At 66.2% G+C, this 18,310-nt stretch carries 14 protein-coding genes; 8 read left to right on the top strand and 6 right to left on the bottom strand.

Annotation, left to right across the window (positions count from 1 at the left end; genetic code table 11):
• Positions 1–2 precede the first annotated feature (2 nt).
• Positions 3–1,583: a cytochrome ubiquinol oxidase subunit I gene (locus AC0KVN_RS08290; RefSeq protein WP_435566640.1), complete on the bottom strand. Its 1,581-nt coding sequence runs from the start codon at positions 1,581–1,583 to the stop codon at positions 3–5.
• Between the two features lie 143 nt (positions 1,584–1,726).
• On the opposite strand from AC0KVN_RS08290, the gene AC0KVN_RS08295 reads away from it, so the two are divergent.
• From AC0KVN_RS08295 to AC0KVN_RS08305, 3 genes are read left to right on the top strand one after another with little or no spacing between them, the layout of a single operon-like run.
• A complete protein-coding gene (locus AC0KVN_RS08295) occupies positions 1,727–3,241 on the top strand; it encodes an ATP-binding cassette domain-containing protein (protein ID WP_435566641.1) in 1,515 nt (504 codons plus the stop codon).
• Positions 3,238–4,863, top strand: a complete 1,626-nt coding sequence (locus AC0KVN_RS08300) for an ATP-binding cassette domain-containing protein (RefSeq protein ID WP_435566642.1) — start codon at positions 3,238–3,240, stop codon at positions 4,861–4,863. The genes AC0KVN_RS08295 and AC0KVN_RS08300 overlap by 4 nt, the downstream gene beginning before the upstream one ends.
• A 54-nt stretch (positions 4,864–4,917) precedes the next feature.
• A complete protein-coding gene (locus AC0KVN_RS08305) occupies positions 4,918–5,739 on the top strand; it encodes a universal stress protein (RefSeq protein WP_435566643.1) in 822 nt (273 codons plus the stop codon).
• Here AC0KVN_RS08305 and AC0KVN_RS08310 read toward each other — a convergent pair.
• The 3 genes from AC0KVN_RS08310 to AC0KVN_RS08320 form a co-directional block, all read right to left on the bottom strand.
• Positions 5,736–7,472, bottom strand: coding sequence for an acyl-CoA dehydrogenase family protein (locus tag AC0KVN_RS08310; protein ID WP_435566644.1), 1,737 nt, complete (start codon positions 7,470–7,472; stop codon positions 5,736–5,738). The two genes, AC0KVN_RS08305 and AC0KVN_RS08310, sit on opposite strands and share 4 nt — an antisense overlap.
• A gap of 103 nt (positions 7,473–7,575) precedes the next feature.
• The gene (locus AC0KVN_RS08315) at positions 7,576–8,169 is read right to left on the bottom strand and encodes a TetR/AcrR family transcriptional regulator (protein ID WP_004207775.1); all 594 of its coding nucleotides are present in this window, start codon (positions 8,167–8,169) and stop codon (positions 7,576–7,578) included.
• 58 nt (positions 8,170–8,227) lie between these two features.
• On the bottom strand, positions 8,228–9,154 hold the full coding sequence (locus AC0KVN_RS08320) for a sugar kinase (RefSeq protein WP_435566645.1): 927 nt from the start codon (positions 9,152–9,154) through the stop codon (positions 8,228–8,230).
• Positions 9,155–9,301: 147 nt separating this feature from the next.
• Between AC0KVN_RS08320 and AC0KVN_RS08325 the strand changes: the two genes are divergently transcribed.
• Together AC0KVN_RS08325 and AC0KVN_RS08330 are read left to right on the top strand one after the other, a co-directional pair.
• Complete coding sequence (locus tag AC0KVN_RS08325) at positions 9,302–11,263, top strand: hybrid sensor histidine kinase/response regulator (protein WP_483656058.1); 1,962 nt, start codon at positions 9,302–9,304, stop codon at positions 11,261–11,263.
• A 120-nt stretch (positions 11,264–11,383) separates the two neighbouring features.
• Positions 11,384–12,268 (top strand): alpha/beta fold hydrolase, encoded by an 885-nt coding sequence (locus AC0KVN_RS08330; RefSeq protein ID WP_434405847.1) that lies wholly within the window; start codon positions 11,384–11,386, stop codon positions 12,266–12,268.
• A gap of 9 nt (positions 12,269–12,277) precedes the next feature.
• Here AC0KVN_RS08330 and AC0KVN_RS08335 read toward each other — a convergent pair whose 3' ends face one another.
• A complete protein-coding gene (locus AC0KVN_RS08335; protein WP_017502408.1) occupies positions 12,278–13,207 on the bottom strand; it encodes an NAD(P)H-dependent flavin oxidoreductase in 930 nt (309 codons plus the stop codon).
• 138 nt (positions 13,208–13,345) lie between these two features.
• On the opposite strand from AC0KVN_RS08335, the gene AC0KVN_RS08340 reads away from it, so the two are divergent.
• Entirely contained in the window at positions 13,346–14,401 is a 1,056-nt protein-coding gene (locus tag AC0KVN_RS08340) for a hypothetical protein (protein WP_037522627.1), read from the top strand.
• A gap of 70 nt (positions 14,402–14,471) precedes the next feature.
• Here AC0KVN_RS08340 and AC0KVN_RS08345 read toward each other — a convergent pair whose 3' ends face one another.
• Positions 14,472–15,695 carry a polyhydroxyalkanoate depolymerase gene (locus AC0KVN_RS08345; protein WP_435566647.1) on the bottom strand — a complete coding sequence of 408 codons (1,224 nt, stop codon included), beginning with the start codon at positions 15,693–15,695 and terminating at the stop codon, positions 14,472–14,474.
• A 183-nt stretch (positions 15,696–15,878) separates the two neighbouring features.
• Here AC0KVN_RS08345 and AC0KVN_RS08350 point away from each other — a divergent pair, with 183 nt between their 5' ends.
• Together AC0KVN_RS08350 and AC0KVN_RS08355 are read left to right on the top strand one after the other, a co-directional pair.
• Positions 15,879–16,535 (top strand): glutathione S-transferase, encoded by a 657-nt coding sequence (locus AC0KVN_RS08350; RefSeq protein WP_004207782.1) that lies wholly within the window; start codon positions 15,879–15,881, stop codon positions 16,533–16,535.
• Between the two features lie 43 nt (positions 16,536–16,578).
• Positions 16,579–18,246, top strand: coding sequence for a M28 family metallopeptidase (locus tag AC0KVN_RS08355; protein WP_435566648.1), 1,668 nt, complete (start codon positions 16,579–16,581; stop codon positions 18,244–18,246).
• Positions 18,247–18,310 lie beyond the last annotated feature (64 nt).

Consider the following 18,310-nt stretch of genomic DNA (forward strand, 5'->3'; position numbering starts at 1 on the left):
CGTCATTCGGCGAGCACGGCGCGAAAATCGGGCGCCGGCTCGGCGGGGCTGTCAGGCCGCCAGGGGACATAGCGTTCCGGCCCCTTGGCGATGGTGGCGAGCATCAGCTTCACCTCGATCACCGCCAGGATACCGTAGAGCAGGGTGAAGCCGATGATGGTGGTCCACAATTGCGGCACCGTCAGGCTGGAGGCGGCGAGGAAGGTCGGCAGCACGCCGTCCACCGCCCAGGGCTGGCGCCCGATTTCCGCCACCGCCCAACCGACCTCGATCGCGATCCACGGCATTGGCATCATGAACAGGGCCAGTTTCAGGAACCAGCGCGCATCGAACCGCCGCATCGACGAGAAGGCAAAGGCGGTCGCGAAGAAGGCGATGAAGGCAAAGCCCAGCCCCGCCATGATGCGGAACATCCAGAAGATCGCCGGCACATTGGGCACGGTGCTCCAGGCCGCCTTCTCGATCGTCGCGGCATCGGCCTGGCGCGGATCGGCGATGAAGCGCTTCAGCAGCAGGGCATAGCCCAGATCCGCCTTGTTGCGCTCGAACGCCTCGCGCGCGACCAGGTCGTTGCGATCGACCTTCAGCGTCTCGACCGCATCATAGGCGATGATGCCGGCGGCAATCCGCACCTTGGCGGTGTCGACCAGTTGGTTGATGCCGGTGACTTCGCCGGTCAGGCTGCGGGTGGAGATGAGGCCTAGCACATAGGGCACCTTGATCTCATGCGTGGTCTCGCGCCCGCTGTTGGACGGCAGACCGAACAGGGTCAGGCCGGCCGGTGCAGGCTCGGTCTGCCACATGCCCTCGATCGCGGCGAGCTTCATCTTCTGGTTCTCGGTCAGCGCATAGCCACTTTCGTCACCCAGCACGACGACCGACAGCGACGCGGCAAGGCCGAAAGCGGCCGCGACGGTGAAGGAGCGCTTGGCAATGGCGACATGCTTGCCCTTGAGCAGATAGAAGGCCGACACGCCCAGCACGAAGACGCTCGCACAGACATAGCCGGCGCTGACGGTGTGGACGAACTTCGCCTGCGCGACCGGATTGAAGATCACCGCCATGAAGTCGGTCACTTCCATCCGCATCGTCTGCGGGTTGAAGGTCGCGCCGGTGGGATGCTGCATCCAGCCATTGGCGACGAGGATCCACAGCGCCGACAGGTTCGACCCCAGCGCCACCATGAAGGTGGTGAGCAGATGGCCGCGCTTCGACAGGCGATCCCAGCCGAAGAACATCAGGCCGACGAAGGTCGCCTCCAGGAAGAAGGCCATCAGGCCCTCGATCGCCAGCGGCGCGCCGAAAATGTCGCCGACATAGTGCGAATAATAGGCCCAGTTGGTGCCGAATTCGAACTCCATGGTGAGGCCGGTGGCCACGCCAAGGACGAAGTTGATCCCGAACAGCTTGCCCCAGAAGCGGGTGATATCCCGCCAGATCGGGCGGTCCGTCATGACATAGACGCTTTCCATGATGACGAGCATGAAGGAAAGGCCCAGCGTCAGGGGCACGAACAGGAAATGGTATAAAGCTGTGAGAGCGAATTGCAGCCTGGATAATTCAACGACGGCCATGCTTATCATCGCGACCTCCTTTCTTCCCTGAACCAAGTTGGCTGGCGAAATATGGACGTGACGGCGCTACATCATTGAGACAGATCAAATTATATTCTGCCGCAAAACCTAAATGAATGGGACGCAAGGTCTAGCTAGGGAAAACCGCAGGCATGGGTTGGGTCATCGACATCATCGGCGCCGCTCTTTTCGCGGCGGGACTGACGCAGGGCGTCAGTGCGCTGGCCGATGGCGTCGCGATCGGCTGGCTGTCGCCGCTGCTGCTCTTGGCCGGCGGGCTGGTGCGTGCGGCCGGGCTGATGCTGGCCCATGTCCAGGCGATCCGGTCGGCCCAGCGCATCGTCGTCGCGCGGCGATCGACGTTGCTGCCCCGGCTGCTGGGCGGACGGCTGGCCCGACCGTTGCTGGCGGGCGAGAATGCCACGCTGGCGATCGACCATCTCGCCGCGATCGAGGCGCATGGCGCCCGCTTCCTGCCGATCCGCAAGGCGGCGGTGCTGGGCCCGCTGCTGGTCGCGGCGATCGTTGCGACGGCCAGCTGGGTTTGCGCCGCGATCATGCTGGCGACCTTGATCCCCTTCGCTTTCGGCATGGTGCTGGCCGGTACGGCCGCGCGCGCGGCGGCGGAGCGGCAACTGGCAGCCTTGGCCGAATTGTCGGGCCTGTTCGTCGACCGGCTGCGCACACTGCCGCTGATCCGTCATCATGGCGCGCAGGCACGGATCAGCCGACAGGTGGCGGGCGCCGCGCAGGAAGTGGCGACCCGCACCGGCGCGGTGCTGCGCGTCGCCTTCCTGTCGGGTGCGGTGCTGGAATTTTTCGCGGCGCTCTCGGTGGCGCTGGTCGCGGTCTATTGCGGCTTTGCGCTGCTTGGGCTGCTGCCCTTCCCCGCCCCTGAAGCGCTCGACCTGCGCGCCGCGCTGTTCGCGCTGGCGCTGGCGCCGGAATTCTACTTGCCGATGCGCCGCCTGGCCGCGGCCTATCATGACAAGCAGATGGGCGAAGCGGCGGACAAGGCGATCACCGGCGCCCTGCCGGACGTGGAGGCCGCGCTGCATCCGGCCAGCGCACCGTTCGATGGCCTCTATCTCAGGGATTTGCGGATCGGCATCGGTTCGGGGATCGGCCCGGTCAGCCTGACGCTCAAGCCGCATGACCTGATCGCCCTCACCGGCCCGACCGGCAGCGGCAAGACCAGCATGCTCGCCGCGATCGCCGGACAGATTGATCCGGCCTCGGGCGAACTGTCTCCGGTCGATCCCGCGCGCATCGCCTGGACGGCCCAGCGGCCGCTGCTGCTGCCCGGCAGCCTGGCCGACAATATCGCCCTCGCCCGCCCCGATGCCGACCGAGCCGAGATCGCGCAGGTTGCCGCGCGTGTCGGCTTGACGCCGATGCTGGCCGCGCGGCCCGAAGGGCTGGACCTTGCCATCGATCATCAGGGGGCGGGCCTGTCGGGCGGCGAACGGCGGCGCATCGGCCTCGCCCGCGCCATCCTGTCCGAACGGCCCGTTCTGCTCTGCGACGAACCCACCGCCGATCTGGATGCGGAGAGCGCCGCCGACATCATCGCCCTGCTGGTCACCTTGTCGACCGAGCGCGCGATCCTGGTCGCCACCCACGATCATCGCCTGACCGCCGCCGCGCGGATGGAGGTGATGCTGTGAACCCGATCCGGATCGCGCTCGACAAGGCGACAGGCTCCGCCACGCTGTTGCGCCGCGCGACGCTGTGCGCCGTCATTGCGGCGCTGGCCGGCATCGCCCTGCTGGCGCTGGCCGGCTGGTTCCTGACCGCCGCCGCCATGGCCGGAGCGGCCGGCACGGTCGCCGTGCAGGCGTTCAACTATCTGGTGCCCAGCGCGGCGATCCGGCTGCTCGCCATATTGCGCACCGTCTCGCGCTATGGCGAGCGGCTCTGGTCGCATCGCGCCGCGCTCGAAGCCATGGGCGGGCTGCGCGCCAGCCTGTTCGCGCGCCTCGCCGCGCAGGACAGTCGCACCGCCCTGCCCTTGTCCAGCGGCGACGCCGCCGCGCGGCTGACCGGCGACATCGACGCGCTGGAGGATCTGGTGGTGCGCCGGCCGAGCCGGATCGCCGGATTGATGGCGGCGCTGGCCGGCGTGATGCTGGCGGCGAACGGCGGCTGGCTGTCGGCCCTGCTGCTGGCGGTCATGCTCGCCGCCCTGCCGCCCCTGCTGCGCATCCTCGCCCGCCGCCTGACCGAAGGCCCCGCGCAGCAGGCCGCCGATGCGCTCGGCGCGCTTCGCGCGCGCTATGTCGAACTGGCCAGCGCCCGCGCGGAAATTGCGGCCTATGGGCTGGGTGACCGAGTGATAGCCGAACTGGCACCGCTCACGCGCCGGCTTGACCGGGCCCGCGCCCGCCTGTTCATCGGCGAAGGCGTGCAGGCCGCCCTGCTCGCGGCCTATAGCGCGCTCGCGGTCATGCTGGTGTTGCTCGGCGCCGATGCGCCCGCGCCGCTGGTCGCGCTTGCCTTACTGGCCAGCGCCGGCGCGGTCGAGGCGATGGCCGGACTGTCGCGCACCGCCTTCCGCCAGGCCAGCGTCGATGCCGGCCTCGCCCGGCTGGCCGCGCTTGATGCACTGCCGCTGGACGATGCGCCTGCGCCATCCGCCGCGACAGCCCAAGTCATCCGATTGGGCGACGTCGAATTGCGCCCCGGTGCGCGCGTCGCCGTCACTGGCCGCTCCGGTTCCGGCAAGAGCCTGCTTGCGGAGGGACTGGCCGGGCTGCGTCCGGTCACGGCCGATGTCACGCTTGGCGGCCATCCGCTGGCAGCCTGCTCCGGGACGGAACTGCGTGACCAGTTCGCCCTCTCGCCCCAGGATGCACCGATGCTGGCCGGCAGCATCGCCGACAATCTGCGCCTCGCCCGACCCGGCATCGATGCGGCCGATATGGTCGATGCCCTGCATGTCGCCTGCCTCGACCAGCGCATCGCCAGCCTGCCCGGCGGGATCGACTATCGGCTGGGCGAAGCCGGCGGCACCTTGTCGGGCGGCGAACGCAAGCGGCTGTCGCTGGCACGCGCGCTGCTGACCGGCCGTCCCTGGCTGTTGCTGGATGAGCCGACCGAGGGGCTGGATGCCGCGACCGAGGCGCTTCTGATCAGCCGGCTGCGCATCTGGCTCGACCGGACCGGCACTGGCCTTATCCTGATTTCGCACCGCCCCGCGCCACTCACGCTGACCGACCGACAGGTGCCGGTGTCGGCCATCGCCCCCCTGCCGGGCCAGGGTCTACCCGGAGTGGCAAGCGCGGCGTGAGGATGATAGGCTTTGTCTTGCAAGCGCTTAGCCACCGCCCGACACAAGAGGGAGATGTTCGTGCCGCCAACCATCCTCATCGCCACCGATCTGACCGCCCGCAGCGACCGGGCCTTTGACCGGGCCGTCGAACTGGCGACCGACCTTGGCGGCACGCTGCTCGTCGCCCATGCGCTGGACAAGGGTGATGCCGCCCATGTCGCCCGCGCCTCCGATCGAGCCAAACGGGTCATCGCCAAGCTGACCGAGGGCGTCGCCGCGCCGGTCGAACCGGTGCTGATTCAGGGCCGTGCGCCCGAAACCATCGCTGAACTGGGCAAGGAGCGGGGCAGCGCGGTGATCGTCGTCGGCCCGGCGCGCCACAATCATGTCGGCGACTTCATCCTAGGCACGGCGGTCGACTATCTGGTCCGGCGTTCGCCCGTGCCGGTGCTGGTGGTCAAGGAACGGCCGCGCCATCCCTATCGGCGCATCCTGATCGCGACCGATTTTTCCGACTGTTCACTCCATGCCGTGCAGATGACCGCGATGCTGTTCCCCAAGGCGCGGCTCGATCTGGTCCATGTCTATGATGGCGGCTTCCCGTCCCGCCTCGATCCCGACCAGACCTTGGCCTTCGCCCGGTCGGAAGCGGAACGGGAAAGCGCCGAATTTGCCGCTCGTCCGGAACTGGCCGGCCACGCCCGCCCGTTCCAGGTCGAACTGATCGAAGGTCGCGCCAGCGAGGTGCTGCCGACCCTGATCGCACAGCGCGATGTCGACCTGCTGGTGCTGGGCGCCCATGGTCGCAGCGGCTTCGTCCATGCGCTGATCGGCAGCCGCGCCTCCGAATTGCTCGAAGGCGCGCCCTGCGACGTGTTGATGGTGCGCGATTAGAAGGCGTCGATCTCCAGCGCCATGATCGACGCTTCACCGGCGGCGATCGTGGCGGCCAGGCCCTGCGCCTGCGGCAGGACGCGCAGCGCGAAATAGTCGGCCAGCTTCAGCTTCGCCTGATGCAGCGGGCTGTCGCCCTGCGCGGCCGCCTGCGCCATCCGGGTCCACATCCAGCCCATCGACACCAGCGCGAACAGGCGCAGATAATCGACCGCCGCCGCGCCGGCTGCATCCGTGTCCGCGCCCTGCAGGGCCGCCGTCGCCGTGCGCAGCGCGTCAAGCGCCGTACAGGTGCTTCGTGCGATCACGCTCCCACCGGCCGCTTCCACATCGGCCGCGATCAGGGCGAAATAGCCTTCGACCACCGCGCCGCCCGCCATAGGCAGCTTGCGCCCGACCAGGTCCGCCGCCTGCACGCCATTGGTGCCTTCATAGATCTGGGCGATGCGCGCATCGCGCACATATTGTTCCATGCCCCATTCGCGGATGTAGCCATGGCCGCCAAAGACCTGCTGCGCCTGCACCGCGCTTTCGAACCCGAAATCGGTGAAGGATGCCTTCACCACCGGCGTCAGCAGCGCCACCAGCGCGTCGGACCTGGCGCGCTCGCCGGCCTCGGCGTGGTGCTGCGATCGGTCATGCTGCAGCGCGGTCCAGCCCGCCAGCGCGCGCCCGGCCTCCACGAAACTGCGGATATTGAGCAGCATCCGGCGAACATCGGCATGTTCGATGATCGCCACCGGCGCGCGCGCATTGTCCGCGCTGCGACCCTGCAGCCGTTCCTTGGCATAGCCCGCCGCCTGCTGATAGGCAGCGCCAGCGATGCCCAGTCCCTGGATGCCGACCATCAGCCGCTCGGCGTTCATCATCGTGAACATGGCGGCCAGGCCGCGATGCGCCTCACCCACCAGCCAGCCGGTCGCGCCGTCATAATTCATGACGCAGGTCGGCTGGGCATGGATGCCCATCTTCTTTTCCAGCGCGCCGACCGACATGCTGTTGCGCTGATCGAAGGCGCCATCCGCGCCGGGCAGGAATTTGGGCACCAGGAACAGGCTTATCCCCTTCACCCCGGCCGGTGCGTCGGGCAGGCGCGCCAGCACCAGATGGACGATATTGCCGCCAAAATCATGGTCGCCCGACGAGATGAAGATCTTCGTGCCGGTCACCGCATAGCTGCCATCGTCCTGCGGCTCGGCCTTGGTCTTCAGCAGGGCAAGGTCGGTGCCCGCACTGCTTTCGGTCAGCGCCATCGCGCCAGTCCATTCGCCGCTCACCATGCGCGACAAATAGGTCGCCTTCAGTTCCTCGCTGGCATGGGCGGCGATCGCCTCGCAAGCGCCACGGGTCAGGCCGGGGAACAGGCCGAAGGACAGGTTCGCGGCCGACAGCATCTCGTCCAGCCACAGTTGCAGGATGAAGGGCAACCCCTGACCGCCATGGTCGGGATCGGCCGACAGCGCCGCCCAGCCGGCATCGGCAAAGTCGCGATAGGCCTGGGCAAAGCCGGGCGGCGTCCGCACCGCGCCGTCGATCAACTGGCTGCCATGCTCGTCGCCTTCGCGGTTGAGCGGCGCCAGGCGCTCGGCGCACATGCGCCCGGCTTCGTCCAGCACGGTCACGGCCAGGTCGGCGTCAACATCCTTGTTCAGTTCCGCCATCGCCTGGTCGAAGCCCAGCACCTCGCTCAGCAGGAAGCGATAATCGTCGATCGGCGGAACATAGCTGTACATCGAACCTCTCCAAATTTGCTGCGGATCAGCTATACCAAACATCTGTTACAGTCAAACGCACACGGCATCCTTGCCGCTGGGACGCGCGCCGCTGATGCCCTGACTATAACCGATCGTGGCGAAAAATGGCGACGATCTGCGCGGCGATCTGCGCCCGCGTCAGCCGGCCATCGCGATACCAGTCGGCCGCCGAATTGAGCTGGCTGAGCAGCAACGTGCGATAGAGCGAACGGTCGATGTCGGCCGGCAGCGGCAGCGCCGCCACCAGATCCCGAAACAATTGCTCGAACCGGTCGCGGCGCGCGACAAGCTGGTCGCGCACCGGGTCCGGCACCGCGCGAAAATCATTCATCATCGGCATGGTCAGCGAATCCGCCGCCAATTGGATATCCAGCAGGCTGGCGCAGGCCGCCTCCAGCCGTGCCCAGGGATCGGCCTGTGTCGCGACCGCCGCCGCGATCCGCGCCTCGGCCGCATCCAGCGCGCCATTATGCAGTTCGACGAACAGCGCGTCCTTCGACTTGATATGGTGGTAGAGCGATCCGCCCAGCACCCCGGCCTGCTCGCCAATGTCTCGCATCGACGTGCCGCGATAGCCCTTGCGCGCAAACAGTTGCGCGGCAATTTCCAATATCTGGCGGCGGCGACCCGATCCTTCGTCGCGCCCGCCCGCCGATGCGGCATCCCCGATCGTCATGTCAGCGCGCTAGCACAGGGCAGGACCACAGGCCACGCCCCGTGCGATCGCTCCCGGCTCAGGCCGGCACCTTCTGGCCATAAGGCGCATCGGCGTCGCGCGCCGGGATCGCACCGCGCCGACCGATATTCCAGCCGGCCAGACGGTGCCCGGCCAATGCCGCCTCGGCCGGCGCAGCGCCGGTCAGCCGCGCATGCAGATAGCCGCCGTTGAATGCATCGCCCGCGCCGCTCGAATCCACGACATCGACGCGCGCCGGCGGCGGCACCAGCGCGCCACCGACCAGACAGCCTTCGGCGCCCAGCTTGACCACGATCTCGCGGCCCTCGCCCAAGCCCCAGCGGGCAGCGGCATCGGCGGCATCATCCGCCTCGCCCATTTCCACTTCGTCCGCCAGGGTCGGCAACCCGATGTCGCACAGTGCGATCGCCCGGTCGCGCCAGGCCCGCGCGGTCGCGGCGTCGCTCCACAGGCGCGGCCGATAATTGCCGTCGAAGGCGATCCGGCCGCCCCCTGCCTTCACCCGTTTGCACAGTGCCAGCAGCGCCTCGCGCCCGGCGTCCGGCAGGATGGCCAGGGTGATGAGCGAAAAATAGAGCAGGTCCGACTGGGCGGCTGCATCAACCATGGCGCCGCTTTCGGGCAGGTCGAACATCGCCCGCGCCGCGGCCTCGCCGCGCCAATAATGGAAGCTGCGCTCGCCGGTCTCATCCGTCTCGATCGCATAGAGGCCGGTGGTCCGGCCGGGCGTGCCGATCAGCAGGCCGGTATCGACCCCTTCCGCTTCCCAAGCCTTGCGCAAATCCTCGCTCATCGGATCGGCGCCGATCGCGCTGGCAAAGCGCACCTTGTCACCCGCACGGGCCAGGTGGATCGCAGTGTTGATGACATCGCCACCATAGCGCAGGTTCCAGCCATCGCCGCTGCCCCGGCTCAGTTCCAGCATTGCCTCGCCGATGACGGTGATAGTCGCGTCGCTTGCCATGTGATCCTCTCTGATTGAAGCAGCGTCGTGCGGGCCCTGCCCCATGAAGTCAAGCCGTTGCGATCCCGTCCCATATGGCGGAACAGATTGCATTATGCCGCGTTTGCCATAGGCAAAGATACAGGATCGAAAATGTCAGGGGCGGAAATGGGGACGACAGAGACAGGTCAGCCGGTCAACCGGTTCGAATTGCTGGTCCAGAGCGTCACCGACTATGCGATCTTCATGCTCGATCCGGCCGGCTTCGTCGTCAGCTGGAATAGCGGGGCGCAGCGCATCAAGGGTTACAGCGCCGACGAGATTATCGGCCAGCACTTCTCCGCTTTCTATACGGAGGAGGACCGCGTCGCCCATGTGCCCGCTGCCGTCCTGCGCACCGCCGAGGTCGAAGGGCGGTTCGAGGCGGAAGGCTGGCGCCTGCGCAAGGATGGCACCCGCTTCTGGGCCAATGTGGTGATCGATCCGATCCGCGATCCCGCCGGCCATCTGCTCGGCTTTGCCAAAGTTACCCGCGACCTGACCGAACGCCGCGCCGCGCAGGAGGAACTGCGCCGCAGCGAGGAACGCTTCCGCCTGCTGGTGCAGAGCGTCACCGACTATGCCATCTACATGATCGATCCGGTCGGCACGATCACCAGCTGGAACAGCGGTGCCGAACGGTTCAAAGGCTATAGCGCCGAAGAGATTATGGGCCAGAATTTCGCCCGCTTCTATTCGGAGGAAGACCGCATGGCGGGCCTCCCCTCCCGTGCGCTCGACACCGCCCAGCGCGAAGGCCGGTTCGAGGCGGAGGGCTGGCGCATCCGCAAGGATGGCACCCGTTTCTGGGCCAGCGTCGTGATCGATCCGATCCGCGATCCGGCCGGCGAACTGCTGGGCTTCGCCAAGATCACCCGCGATCTTACCGAACGGCGCCAGGCGGCCCAGGCATTGGAGCAGGCGCGCGAGGCGATCTTCCAGAGCCAGAAGATGGACGCCATCGGCAAGCTGACCGGCGGTGTCGCCCATGATTTCAACAATCTTCTGGCCGTGATCGTCGGCAGCCTCGATCTCGCGCGGCAGCGTCTTGCGGCCGGCGCCGATATCAGCCGCTATCTCGACAATGCCATGACCGCCGCCGATCGCGGCGCCACCCTGACCCAGCGGATGCTCGCCTTTGCCCGCAAGCAGGAACTCAAGCTGGAACAGGTCGATTGCATCGGCCTGATCCACGGCATGGCCGATCTGCTCAAGACCACGATCGGCAGCAGCGTGGCGATCGAGACCCGCTTTCCGCTGCCGCTGCGGCCGGCTCATGCCGACCCGGCCCAACTGGAGCTGGCGCTGATCAATCTGGCGGCCAATGCGCGCGACGCCATGCCCGACGGGGGCCGCCTGTTGATCGAGGGCAGCGAGATCACCCTGGCGCTGGGCGACCAGCCCGATCTCGCAGCGGGCAGCTTCATCCGCCTTACGGTCACGGACGAAGGCGAAGGCATGGATGAGGCGACACTGGCCCGCGCCCGCGAACCCTTCTTCACCACCAAGGGGGTGGGCAAGGGCACCGGCCTTGGCCTGTCGATGATCCACGGCTTCACCCAGCAATGTGGTGGCGCGATGACCATCGCCAGCCAGCCCGGCAAGGGGACCAGCGTATCCATCTGGCTACCCGTCGCCCTGACCGACGCCAGCAACGAGCGGACGGCTATCCCGTGCGAACCGGACGATATGGAAACCGAACCGCTGGTCATCCTGGCGGTCGATGATGACGATCTGGTGCTGACCAATACCGCCGGCATGCTCGAAACGATGGGCCATACCGTATTCCAGGCAGGATCGGGGCGGGAAGCGCTGCACATGCTGGAGCAGGGGCGCATCGACCTGGTCGTCACAGATCATGCCATGCCCGGCATGACCGGCGCGCAACTGGCCGACGCGATCGAGCAGGCCTATCCCGACCTGCCCGTGCTCATCATCACCGGCTATGCCGAACTGCCCGCCGATGCCAGCCGTCGCCTGCGCCTCGACAAGCCTTTCCGCCAAGCGGAACTGGCGATGATGGTGCATCGCATCCGTCACGACAGCGCTCTCCGTCGGCTGGTTCCTATCGGCACGGACAGCCATCCCTAAAGTCTTCCCCGACAATATGTGACAGAATTTCACATATTTTCTTGGCCTTATGTCTTGCCATCGTCATGCGCATGGCCGATGGCGATTGCATCCTGACCGCCAGCAACTCCACAGGATCGCATGAACAAAGCCACACAGCCGACGCCGACATCGCATTTCTTCACATCCCTGCGGACGCGGCTTCACTATCTCGACTGGGGCAATCCGTCGGCGCCGCCGCTGATCCTGGTCCATGGCGGTTTCGACCATGCACGCAGCTGGGACTGGACCGCCCGTTCGCTCGCCCGCGACTATCATGTCATCTGCCCCGACCTGCGCGGCCATGGCGACAGCGGCTGGTCGTCGGACGGCTCCTACATGATGGCCAATTATGTCTATGACCTGGCCCAACTGGTCGAATTGCTCGATCGCCGGCCGGTCACCATTGTCGGCCATTCGCTGGGCGGATCGATCAGCCTGCGCTACACCGGTCTCTACCCCGAAAGCGTCGCGCGCGTGGTCGCGATCGAGGGGCTGGGCCTGTCGCCCGACCGCATCGCCGAACAGGCCAAACGCAGTACCGAAGAGACATGGAAGGGCTGGATCGACACCCGCCGCACCAATGCCCGCCGCTCACCACGCCATTATGCCACGATCGAGGCCGCGGTCGCCCGCATGCGCGAACGCAACGATCATCTGTCGGTCGAACAGGCGCTGCACCTCACCCTCCACGGCGTGAACCGCAACGAGGATGGCAGCTATAGCTGGAAGTTCGATCCCTATCTGCACGGCGCCGCGCCCCAGGCCGGCACAGACGAAAATCTGCCCGACTTCTGGCGCCGCATAACCTGCCCGACGCTGCTATGCCTTGGCCTCGACAGCTGGGCGTCAAACCCGGTCAAGGATGGCCGCATCGCCCATTTCCAGCAGGCCCGGCTGGTGGAATTTCCCCATGCCGGCCACTGGCTGCATCACGACCAGTTCGAGATGTTCGTCAAGGAACTGCGTGTCTTCCTGGCGGAATGAGGCGCGTCCTCAGGCCATGAAGCCTGAAACCGCCGCCTGATATTCCGCCTTCAGCTGGGCGATGAAGGCGCCCGCCGGCTGCACCGCCTTGATCGCGCCGATGCCCTGACCCGCGCCCCACACGTCGCGCCACGCCTTCTTGTCGCCGGCCAGGCTGGCGAAATCCATGTCGGCCGCCTTGGGCAGCTTGTCCGGGTCCAGCCCCGACGCGACGATGCTGGGGCGCAGATAATTGCCCAGCACCCCGGTGAAGACGTCGGAATAGACGATGTCGGCCGATGCGCTGTCGACGATCATGTCCTTGTAGGCGTCGAGCGCATTCGCCTCGGTCGTGGCGATGAAGGGCGACCCCATATAGCCAAGGTCCGCGCCCATCATCCGCGCCGCCGCGATCGACCGACCGGTCGCGATCGCGCCCGACAGCGCCAGCGGCCCGTCGAACCATTCGCGGATTTCCTGGACCAGGGCAAAGGGCGACAGCGTGCCGGCATGACCGCCCGCCCCCGCCGCCACCGCGATCAGGCCATCGGCGCCTTTCTCGATCGCCTTCCTGGCAAAGACATTGTTGATGACGTCGTGCAGCACGATCCCGCCATAGCTGTGGATCGCCTCATTCACCTTTTCCTGCGCGCCCAGCGAGGTGATGACGATCGGCACCTTATATTTGACGCACAGTGCCAGATCCTCTTCCAGCCGCGCATTGGTGCGGTGGACGATCAGGTTGACGGCAAAGGGCGCATCCTGATCGGTCAGTTCCGCACCCAGTTGCTGCAACCAGGCCTCGAACGTGCCGGACGGGCGCGCATTGAGCGATGGAAAGGCGCCAACGATGCCCGCGCGGCACTGGGCGATCACCAATTCCGGCTGCGAGATGATGAACATCGGTGACCCGATCAGCGGCAGGGACAAACGGCCTTGAAGCGAAGCCGGCAGGGTCATGATCGGGGTCTCTCCTTTATCTGTTCGAACCGCGCTATCATCGCTCCGCGCCCGGAAAAAGGCCAAAATCAACCGTATTGCTCAAGCAATACAGTAGTGCTATGATCCCGATCCAGGCCCGACAAGGAGTGCCCCAGAATGTATAGCGAGAGCGATCTGCAAGATGCCGTAGCGGCCGGCGCGCTGACGCCCGCCAGCGCCCAGGCGCTGCGCGACCATGTCGCCCGGCTGCGCGCCAGTTCGGTGGATGAGGAACATTTTCGCCTGCTGACCGGCTTCAACGATATTTTCGTCGCCATCGCCTCGGTGATCCTGCTGGTCGCGGTCGCGGGACTCGGCAACGAGGTTCACCTTGGCATCACCACCCCGCACCAGCCCTCCTTCGTGTCCGGCCTGTTCGTCGCCGGCACCGCCTGGGGCCTGGCTGAATATTTCACGCGACGCCTGCGCATGGCGCTGCCTTCGATCCTGCTGCTGCTCGCCTTTGTCGGCGGCATCGCCTTCACCGCAGCGCTGCTGATCGGACCGTTGATCCCGGACGCGCAGAATGACGGCGCGGGTCTGGTCGCCTCGCTCGCCGGCCTCAGCGCCGCGATCGCCGCCTGGTTCCACTGGCGCCGCTTCATGGTGCCGATCACCGTCGCCGCCGGTGCTGCCGGCGCGGCCGCGATCGTTGGCGGCCTTGCCATGTGGCTGATCCCGTTCAGCCACACCCTGCCCTTCATCCTGCTTCTGATCGCCGGCCTCGCCATCTTCACCCTCGCCATGCGCTGGGACATGAGCGATCCGGGCCGCACCAGCCGCCGCTCCGACGTTGCCTTCTGGCTGCACCTGACCGCCGCACCGATGATCGCCCATTCGCTGTTCCAGTTGCTGGGCATCACCCATGGGCTGGTCGATGCGGGACAGGCCTTCCTGGTGATCCTGCTCTATCTCGCCTTCGGCCTGGTGGCGCTGGCGATCGACCGCCGCGCACTGCTGGTCTCCAGCCTCGCCTACGTCCTCTATGCGCTCTACAGCCTGTTCCAGAAGGTCGGCGCGGTCGAACTGTCCGCCGCGCTCACCGCGCTGGTGATCGGCGGCACGCTGCTGCTGCTCTCCGCCTTCTGGCACCGCGCCCGCGCCGCGATCGTCACCGGCCTGCCGCCGGCGCTCGCCAGCCGCCTGCCCTATCTCAATCGCGCAGCCGCCTGATCAACCCAACGAAAAGGGGCCGCTTCCTCCACAGGAAGCGGCCCCTTTTTCACATCCATTCCCGGTGATGTCAGTTCATCGCCAGGATCATGTTGCGCACCTGGGGATAGACCTGCTTTTCCCATTTGCTGCCCGAGAAGACGCCATAATGGCCAACGCCCGGCTGCAGATGGTGGCGCTTCAGATGCGGCCGCAAGCCGGTGCAGAGGCCATGGGCCGCCGACGTCTGGCCAACCGCGCAGACATCGTCCTTTTCGCCCTCGACCGTCAGCAGCGCGGTCTTGCGGATCGCGCCGGGGTTCACCGCCCGGCCATGGACCGTCAATTCCCCCTTGGCCAGCAGCATGCGCTGGAACACCATGTCGACCGTTTCCAGGTAGAATTCCTTGGTCATGTCGAGGACCGCGAAATATTCCTGGTAGAAAGTCTTGATCTTATCGGCCTCGATCGTCTTGCCGTCGGCCAGCAGCTGATAGAGTTCGCGATGCTGCGACCCGTGCCGTTCCATGTTCATCGACATGAAGGCGGAAAGTTGCAGGAAGCCGGGATAGACCTCGCGCCCGCGCCCGGCATAGCGGAACGGCACGGTGGAGATCAGATTCTCCTCGAACCATTCGATCGGCTTCTCGTTCGCCAGTTCGTTGACCACCGTCGGCGCCGCGCGCGGATCGATCGGCCCGCCCATGAGGGTCATAGACTTGGGCGTGGCCGCGTCCTCATCCCCGGACATCAGCGCCACGGCGGCCAGCGCCGGCACGCAGGGCTGGCACACCGACACCAGATGGGCGCCGGGGCCGATATCCTGCAGGAACTGGATCACATAATCGACATATTCGTCGAAACCGAAGCGCCCGGCTTCCATCGGCACATCGCGGGCATTCTTCCAGTCGGTGATATAGACGTCATGGTCCTGCAACAGCGTCGCCACCGTACTGCGCAGCAGGGTTGCGAAATGCCCCGACATCGGCGCCACCACCAGCACCTTGGGCTGGGCGGTCTCGACATCGTCCTTCACGAAATGCAGCAGGTCGCCGAACGGCAGGTCGAGCACGATCTCCTCGCGCACCTCGACCTCGGCATTGCCGGTCTGGACGCGGTCAATGCCATAGGCGGGGCGCTTGTGGGTCATACGCGCGCCCTGGAACACATCCATCAGCGCGAACATGCGGCGCGGCATCGGCCAGTCGGCGACCGGACCCATATGGTCGCGCATCGCCAGCGCCATCTGCGCCCCGAAGCGGGCCGGGGCCAGCATGTCTTCCATGGCCTGGTAACCGTCGTAAAGCATTCGCATATTACCAAAACAACCTTGTTCAACCTGGGGGAGACGACTCGGTTCTTCCCTTAAACGCTATACATGCTTTTCATGTTGCACTGCATCATGAATGATGGAAAATAACATTCGGCATGTCTGCCAGGGAACCGCCCCTGCGATTTTGCGTTTGGGGGCCGGGAACCGTGTATCGGGAGAGCATGGATGGCCGTCGCGGAACTCACTCTATCCAGCAAGAACTATTCCTCCTGGTCGCTGCGCGGCTGGCTCTTGTGCCGGCTTGCCGGGCTGAAGGTGGAGGAAAGGATCATCGCCATCGATGATCCGGAAAATCGCGCCGAACTGTTGCTCTTGTCGCCATCGGTGCTGGTGCCGCGCCTCACCCATGAAGGGGCGAGCGTCTGGGACACGCTCGCAATCGCGGAATATCTGCACGAACTCTATCCCCAGGTCGGCATGTATCCGGCCGAACGCATCATTCGCGCCCATTGCCGGTCGGTCTCGGGCGAAATTCATTCGGGCTTCGCCAATCTGCGCTCTGCCCTGCCGATGAACCTGAAAGTCCGCCATGACCGCTTCCCGATCTTCTCGGGCGCCAAGCCCGATATCGAGCGGATCGAGACGATCTGGACCGAATGCCTGGACGCCTATGGCGGCCCCTGGCTGTTCGGCGAAAAGCCGACCGTGGCCGACGCCATGTTCGCGCCGGTGGCGCAGCGCTTCCTCACCTATGCCGTGCCACTCTCACCCAGGTCGGCGGCCTATTGCGACACCATCAACGGCTGGCCGCTGATGCGCGAATGGATCGACGCCGCCCGCGCCGAACCCGATGATATCGAGGAACTGGATATCGAGTTCTGAAACGGCCCTTTCCCCCGCCCTGTGCGGGGGTTAAGGCACGGGGATGAAACACGCCCTCCCCCTCCTGGCCCTTGGCCTTGCCACCCTGTCCTTCCCCGCCAATGCCCAGACCGACCCGGCGAAAACCGATCCGGCCAAGCTGGAACAGTCGGTTCGCACCATGGCGTCCGACCTGTTCGAGGGCCGCGCGCCCGGCACCGTCGGGGAAGAGCGCACGATCGGCTATCTCGTCGCCCGCTTCGAGCAGCTGGGGCTGGAACCGGGTGGTCCGGACGGCCAGTGGGTACAGACCGTGCCCCTGCTCCACACCCGCCTTGGCCAGTCGGAAAGCCTGTCGGTCGCGCAAAATGGCGCCGCCACCCCCTGGACCTTTGGCAAGCAGGTTTATCTCTCCACCCTCCAGCCCAAGGACAAGGTCGCCGTCGCCAATGCGCCGATGGTCTTTGTCGGCTATGGCGTCTCCGCCCCGGAACGCGGCTGGGACGATTTCAAGGGCGTGGACCTGAAGGGCAAGATCGCCGTCTTCCTGATCAACGACCCGGACTTTGAAGCCGCCAAGGGCGAAGACCCGTTCGGCAAGTTCGGCGGCAAGACCATGACCTATTATGGCCGCTGGACCTACAAGTTCGAGGAAGCCGCCCGCCACGGCGCGATCGGCGCGCTGATCGTCCATGACACGCCGGGCGCCGGCTATGGCTGGAACGTCGTCGTCAGCCCCGGCGGCGAGAATTACGACCTCGTCCGCCCGGCCGACAAGCTGACCAGCCTGCAGGTGCAGGGCTGGGTCGAGGGCGAGGCGGCCAAGGCGCTCTTCGCCGGCGCCGGTCAGGATCTGACCGCCCTGCGCAAGCAGGCCCGCTCAGCGAAATTCAAGCCGGTCGAACTCAAGGGGGCCAACTTCTCCGCCGCCTTCCCGGTGACCCAGGAAGTGGTCAAGAGCGCCAATGTCATCGCCCGCATCCCCGGCACCAAGCGCCCGGATGAGACGGTCATGTATGGCGCCCATTGGGACGCCTATGGCAAGGGCGCGCCCGACGCGCAGGGCCGCATCTATCGTGCCGGCGCCAATGATGATGCGCTCGGCATGGCCGGCCTGTTCGAGATAGCCCGAACCTTCAAAGCCGGCCCCGCCCCTGACCGTTCGATCGTCTTCGCCGCTTGGACGGCGGAGGAACGCGGCCTGCTGGGGTCGGAATTTTATGCCCAGAACCCGGTCTACCCGCTCGACAAGACGGTCGCCAACCTCACCATCGACGTGCTCCAGACCGCCGGCAAGGCCAAGGACGTGATCCTGATCGGCAAGGGCCAGAATGTGCTGGAGGACGATCTCGCCAAGTTCGCGGCCAAGCAGGGTCGCGTCATCACCCAGGAAAGCCTGCCCGAACGCGGCCTCTTCTACCGCGCCGATCATTTCTCCATGGCCAAGCGCGGCGTGCCCGTGCTGCTGATGATGGGCCTCGCCGGCGCATCCGACATGGTCGATGGCGGCCGCGCCGCCGGCCAGGCCTGGATCGATGCCTATACCGGCAAATGCTATCATCAGGCCTGCGACGCGGTCGACGATACATGGAAGCTGGACGGCGCCGCGCAGGACGTGGACCTGATGTATGACATCGGCCGCGACCTCGCCTTCTCGGCCCGTTGGCCCGAATGGAAGGCCGGCTCCGAATTCAAGGCCATCCGCGACAAGAGCGCGGCGGTCCGGAAGTAAGCCCCTTCTGCTCCCCTCCCTTCCAGGGAGGGGCCGGGGGTGGGTAGCCTCCGCAGGAGGCTCA

Source organism: Sphingobium sp. SG1, from assembly GCF_057063145.1.

Excerpts from the sequence above, each read along its gene's own strand:
- AC0KVN_RS08290 (WP_435566640.1), bottom strand. The coding sequence starts at position 1,583 with ATGATAAGCATGGCCGTCGTTGAATTATCCAGGCTGCAATTCGCTCTC.
- AC0KVN_RS08295 (WP_435566641.1), top strand. The coding sequence starts at position 1,727 with ATGGGTTGGGTCATCGACATCATCGGCGCCGCTCTTTTCGCGGCGGGA.
- AC0KVN_RS08305 (WP_435566643.1), top strand. The coding sequence starts at position 4,918 with ATGTTCGTGCCGCCAACCATCCTCATCGCCACCGATCTGACCGCCCGC.
- AC0KVN_RS08310 (WP_435566644.1), bottom strand. The coding sequence starts at position 7,472 with ATGTACAGCTATGTTCCGCCGATCGACGATTATCGCTTCCTGCTGAGC.
- AC0KVN_RS08315 (WP_004207775.1), bottom strand. The coding sequence starts at position 8,169 with ATGACGATCGGGGATGCCGCATCGGCGGGCGGGCGCGACGAAGGATCG.
- AC0KVN_RS08320 (WP_435566645.1), bottom strand. The coding sequence starts at position 9,154 with ATGGCAAGCGACGCGACTATCACCGTCATCGGCGAGGCAATGCTGGAA.
- AC0KVN_RS08325 (WP_483656058.1), top strand. The coding sequence starts at position 9,302 with ATGGGGACGACAGAGACAGGTCAGCCGGTCAACCGGTTCGAATTGCTG.
- AC0KVN_RS08330 (WP_434405847.1), top strand. The coding sequence starts at position 11,384 with ATGAACAAAGCCACACAGCCGACGCCGACATCGCATTTCTTCACATCC.
- AC0KVN_RS08335 (WP_017502408.1), bottom strand. The coding sequence starts at position 13,207 with ATGACCCTGCCGGCTTCGCTTCAAGGCCGTTTGTCCCTGCCGCTGATC.
- AC0KVN_RS08340 (WP_037522627.1), top strand. The coding sequence starts at position 13,346 with ATGTATAGCGAGAGCGATCTGCAAGATGCCGTAGCGGCCGGCGCGCTG.
- AC0KVN_RS08345 (WP_435566647.1), bottom strand. The coding sequence starts at position 15,695 with ATGCGAATGCTTTACGACGGTTACCAGGCCATGGAAGACATGCTGGCC.
- AC0KVN_RS08350 (WP_004207782.1), top strand. The coding sequence starts at position 15,879 with ATGGCCGTCGCGGAACTCACTCTATCCAGCAAGAACTATTCCTCCTGG.
- AC0KVN_RS08355 (WP_435566648.1), top strand. The coding sequence starts at position 16,579 with ATGAAACACGCCCTCCCCCTCCTGGCCCTTGGCCTTGCCACCCTGTCC.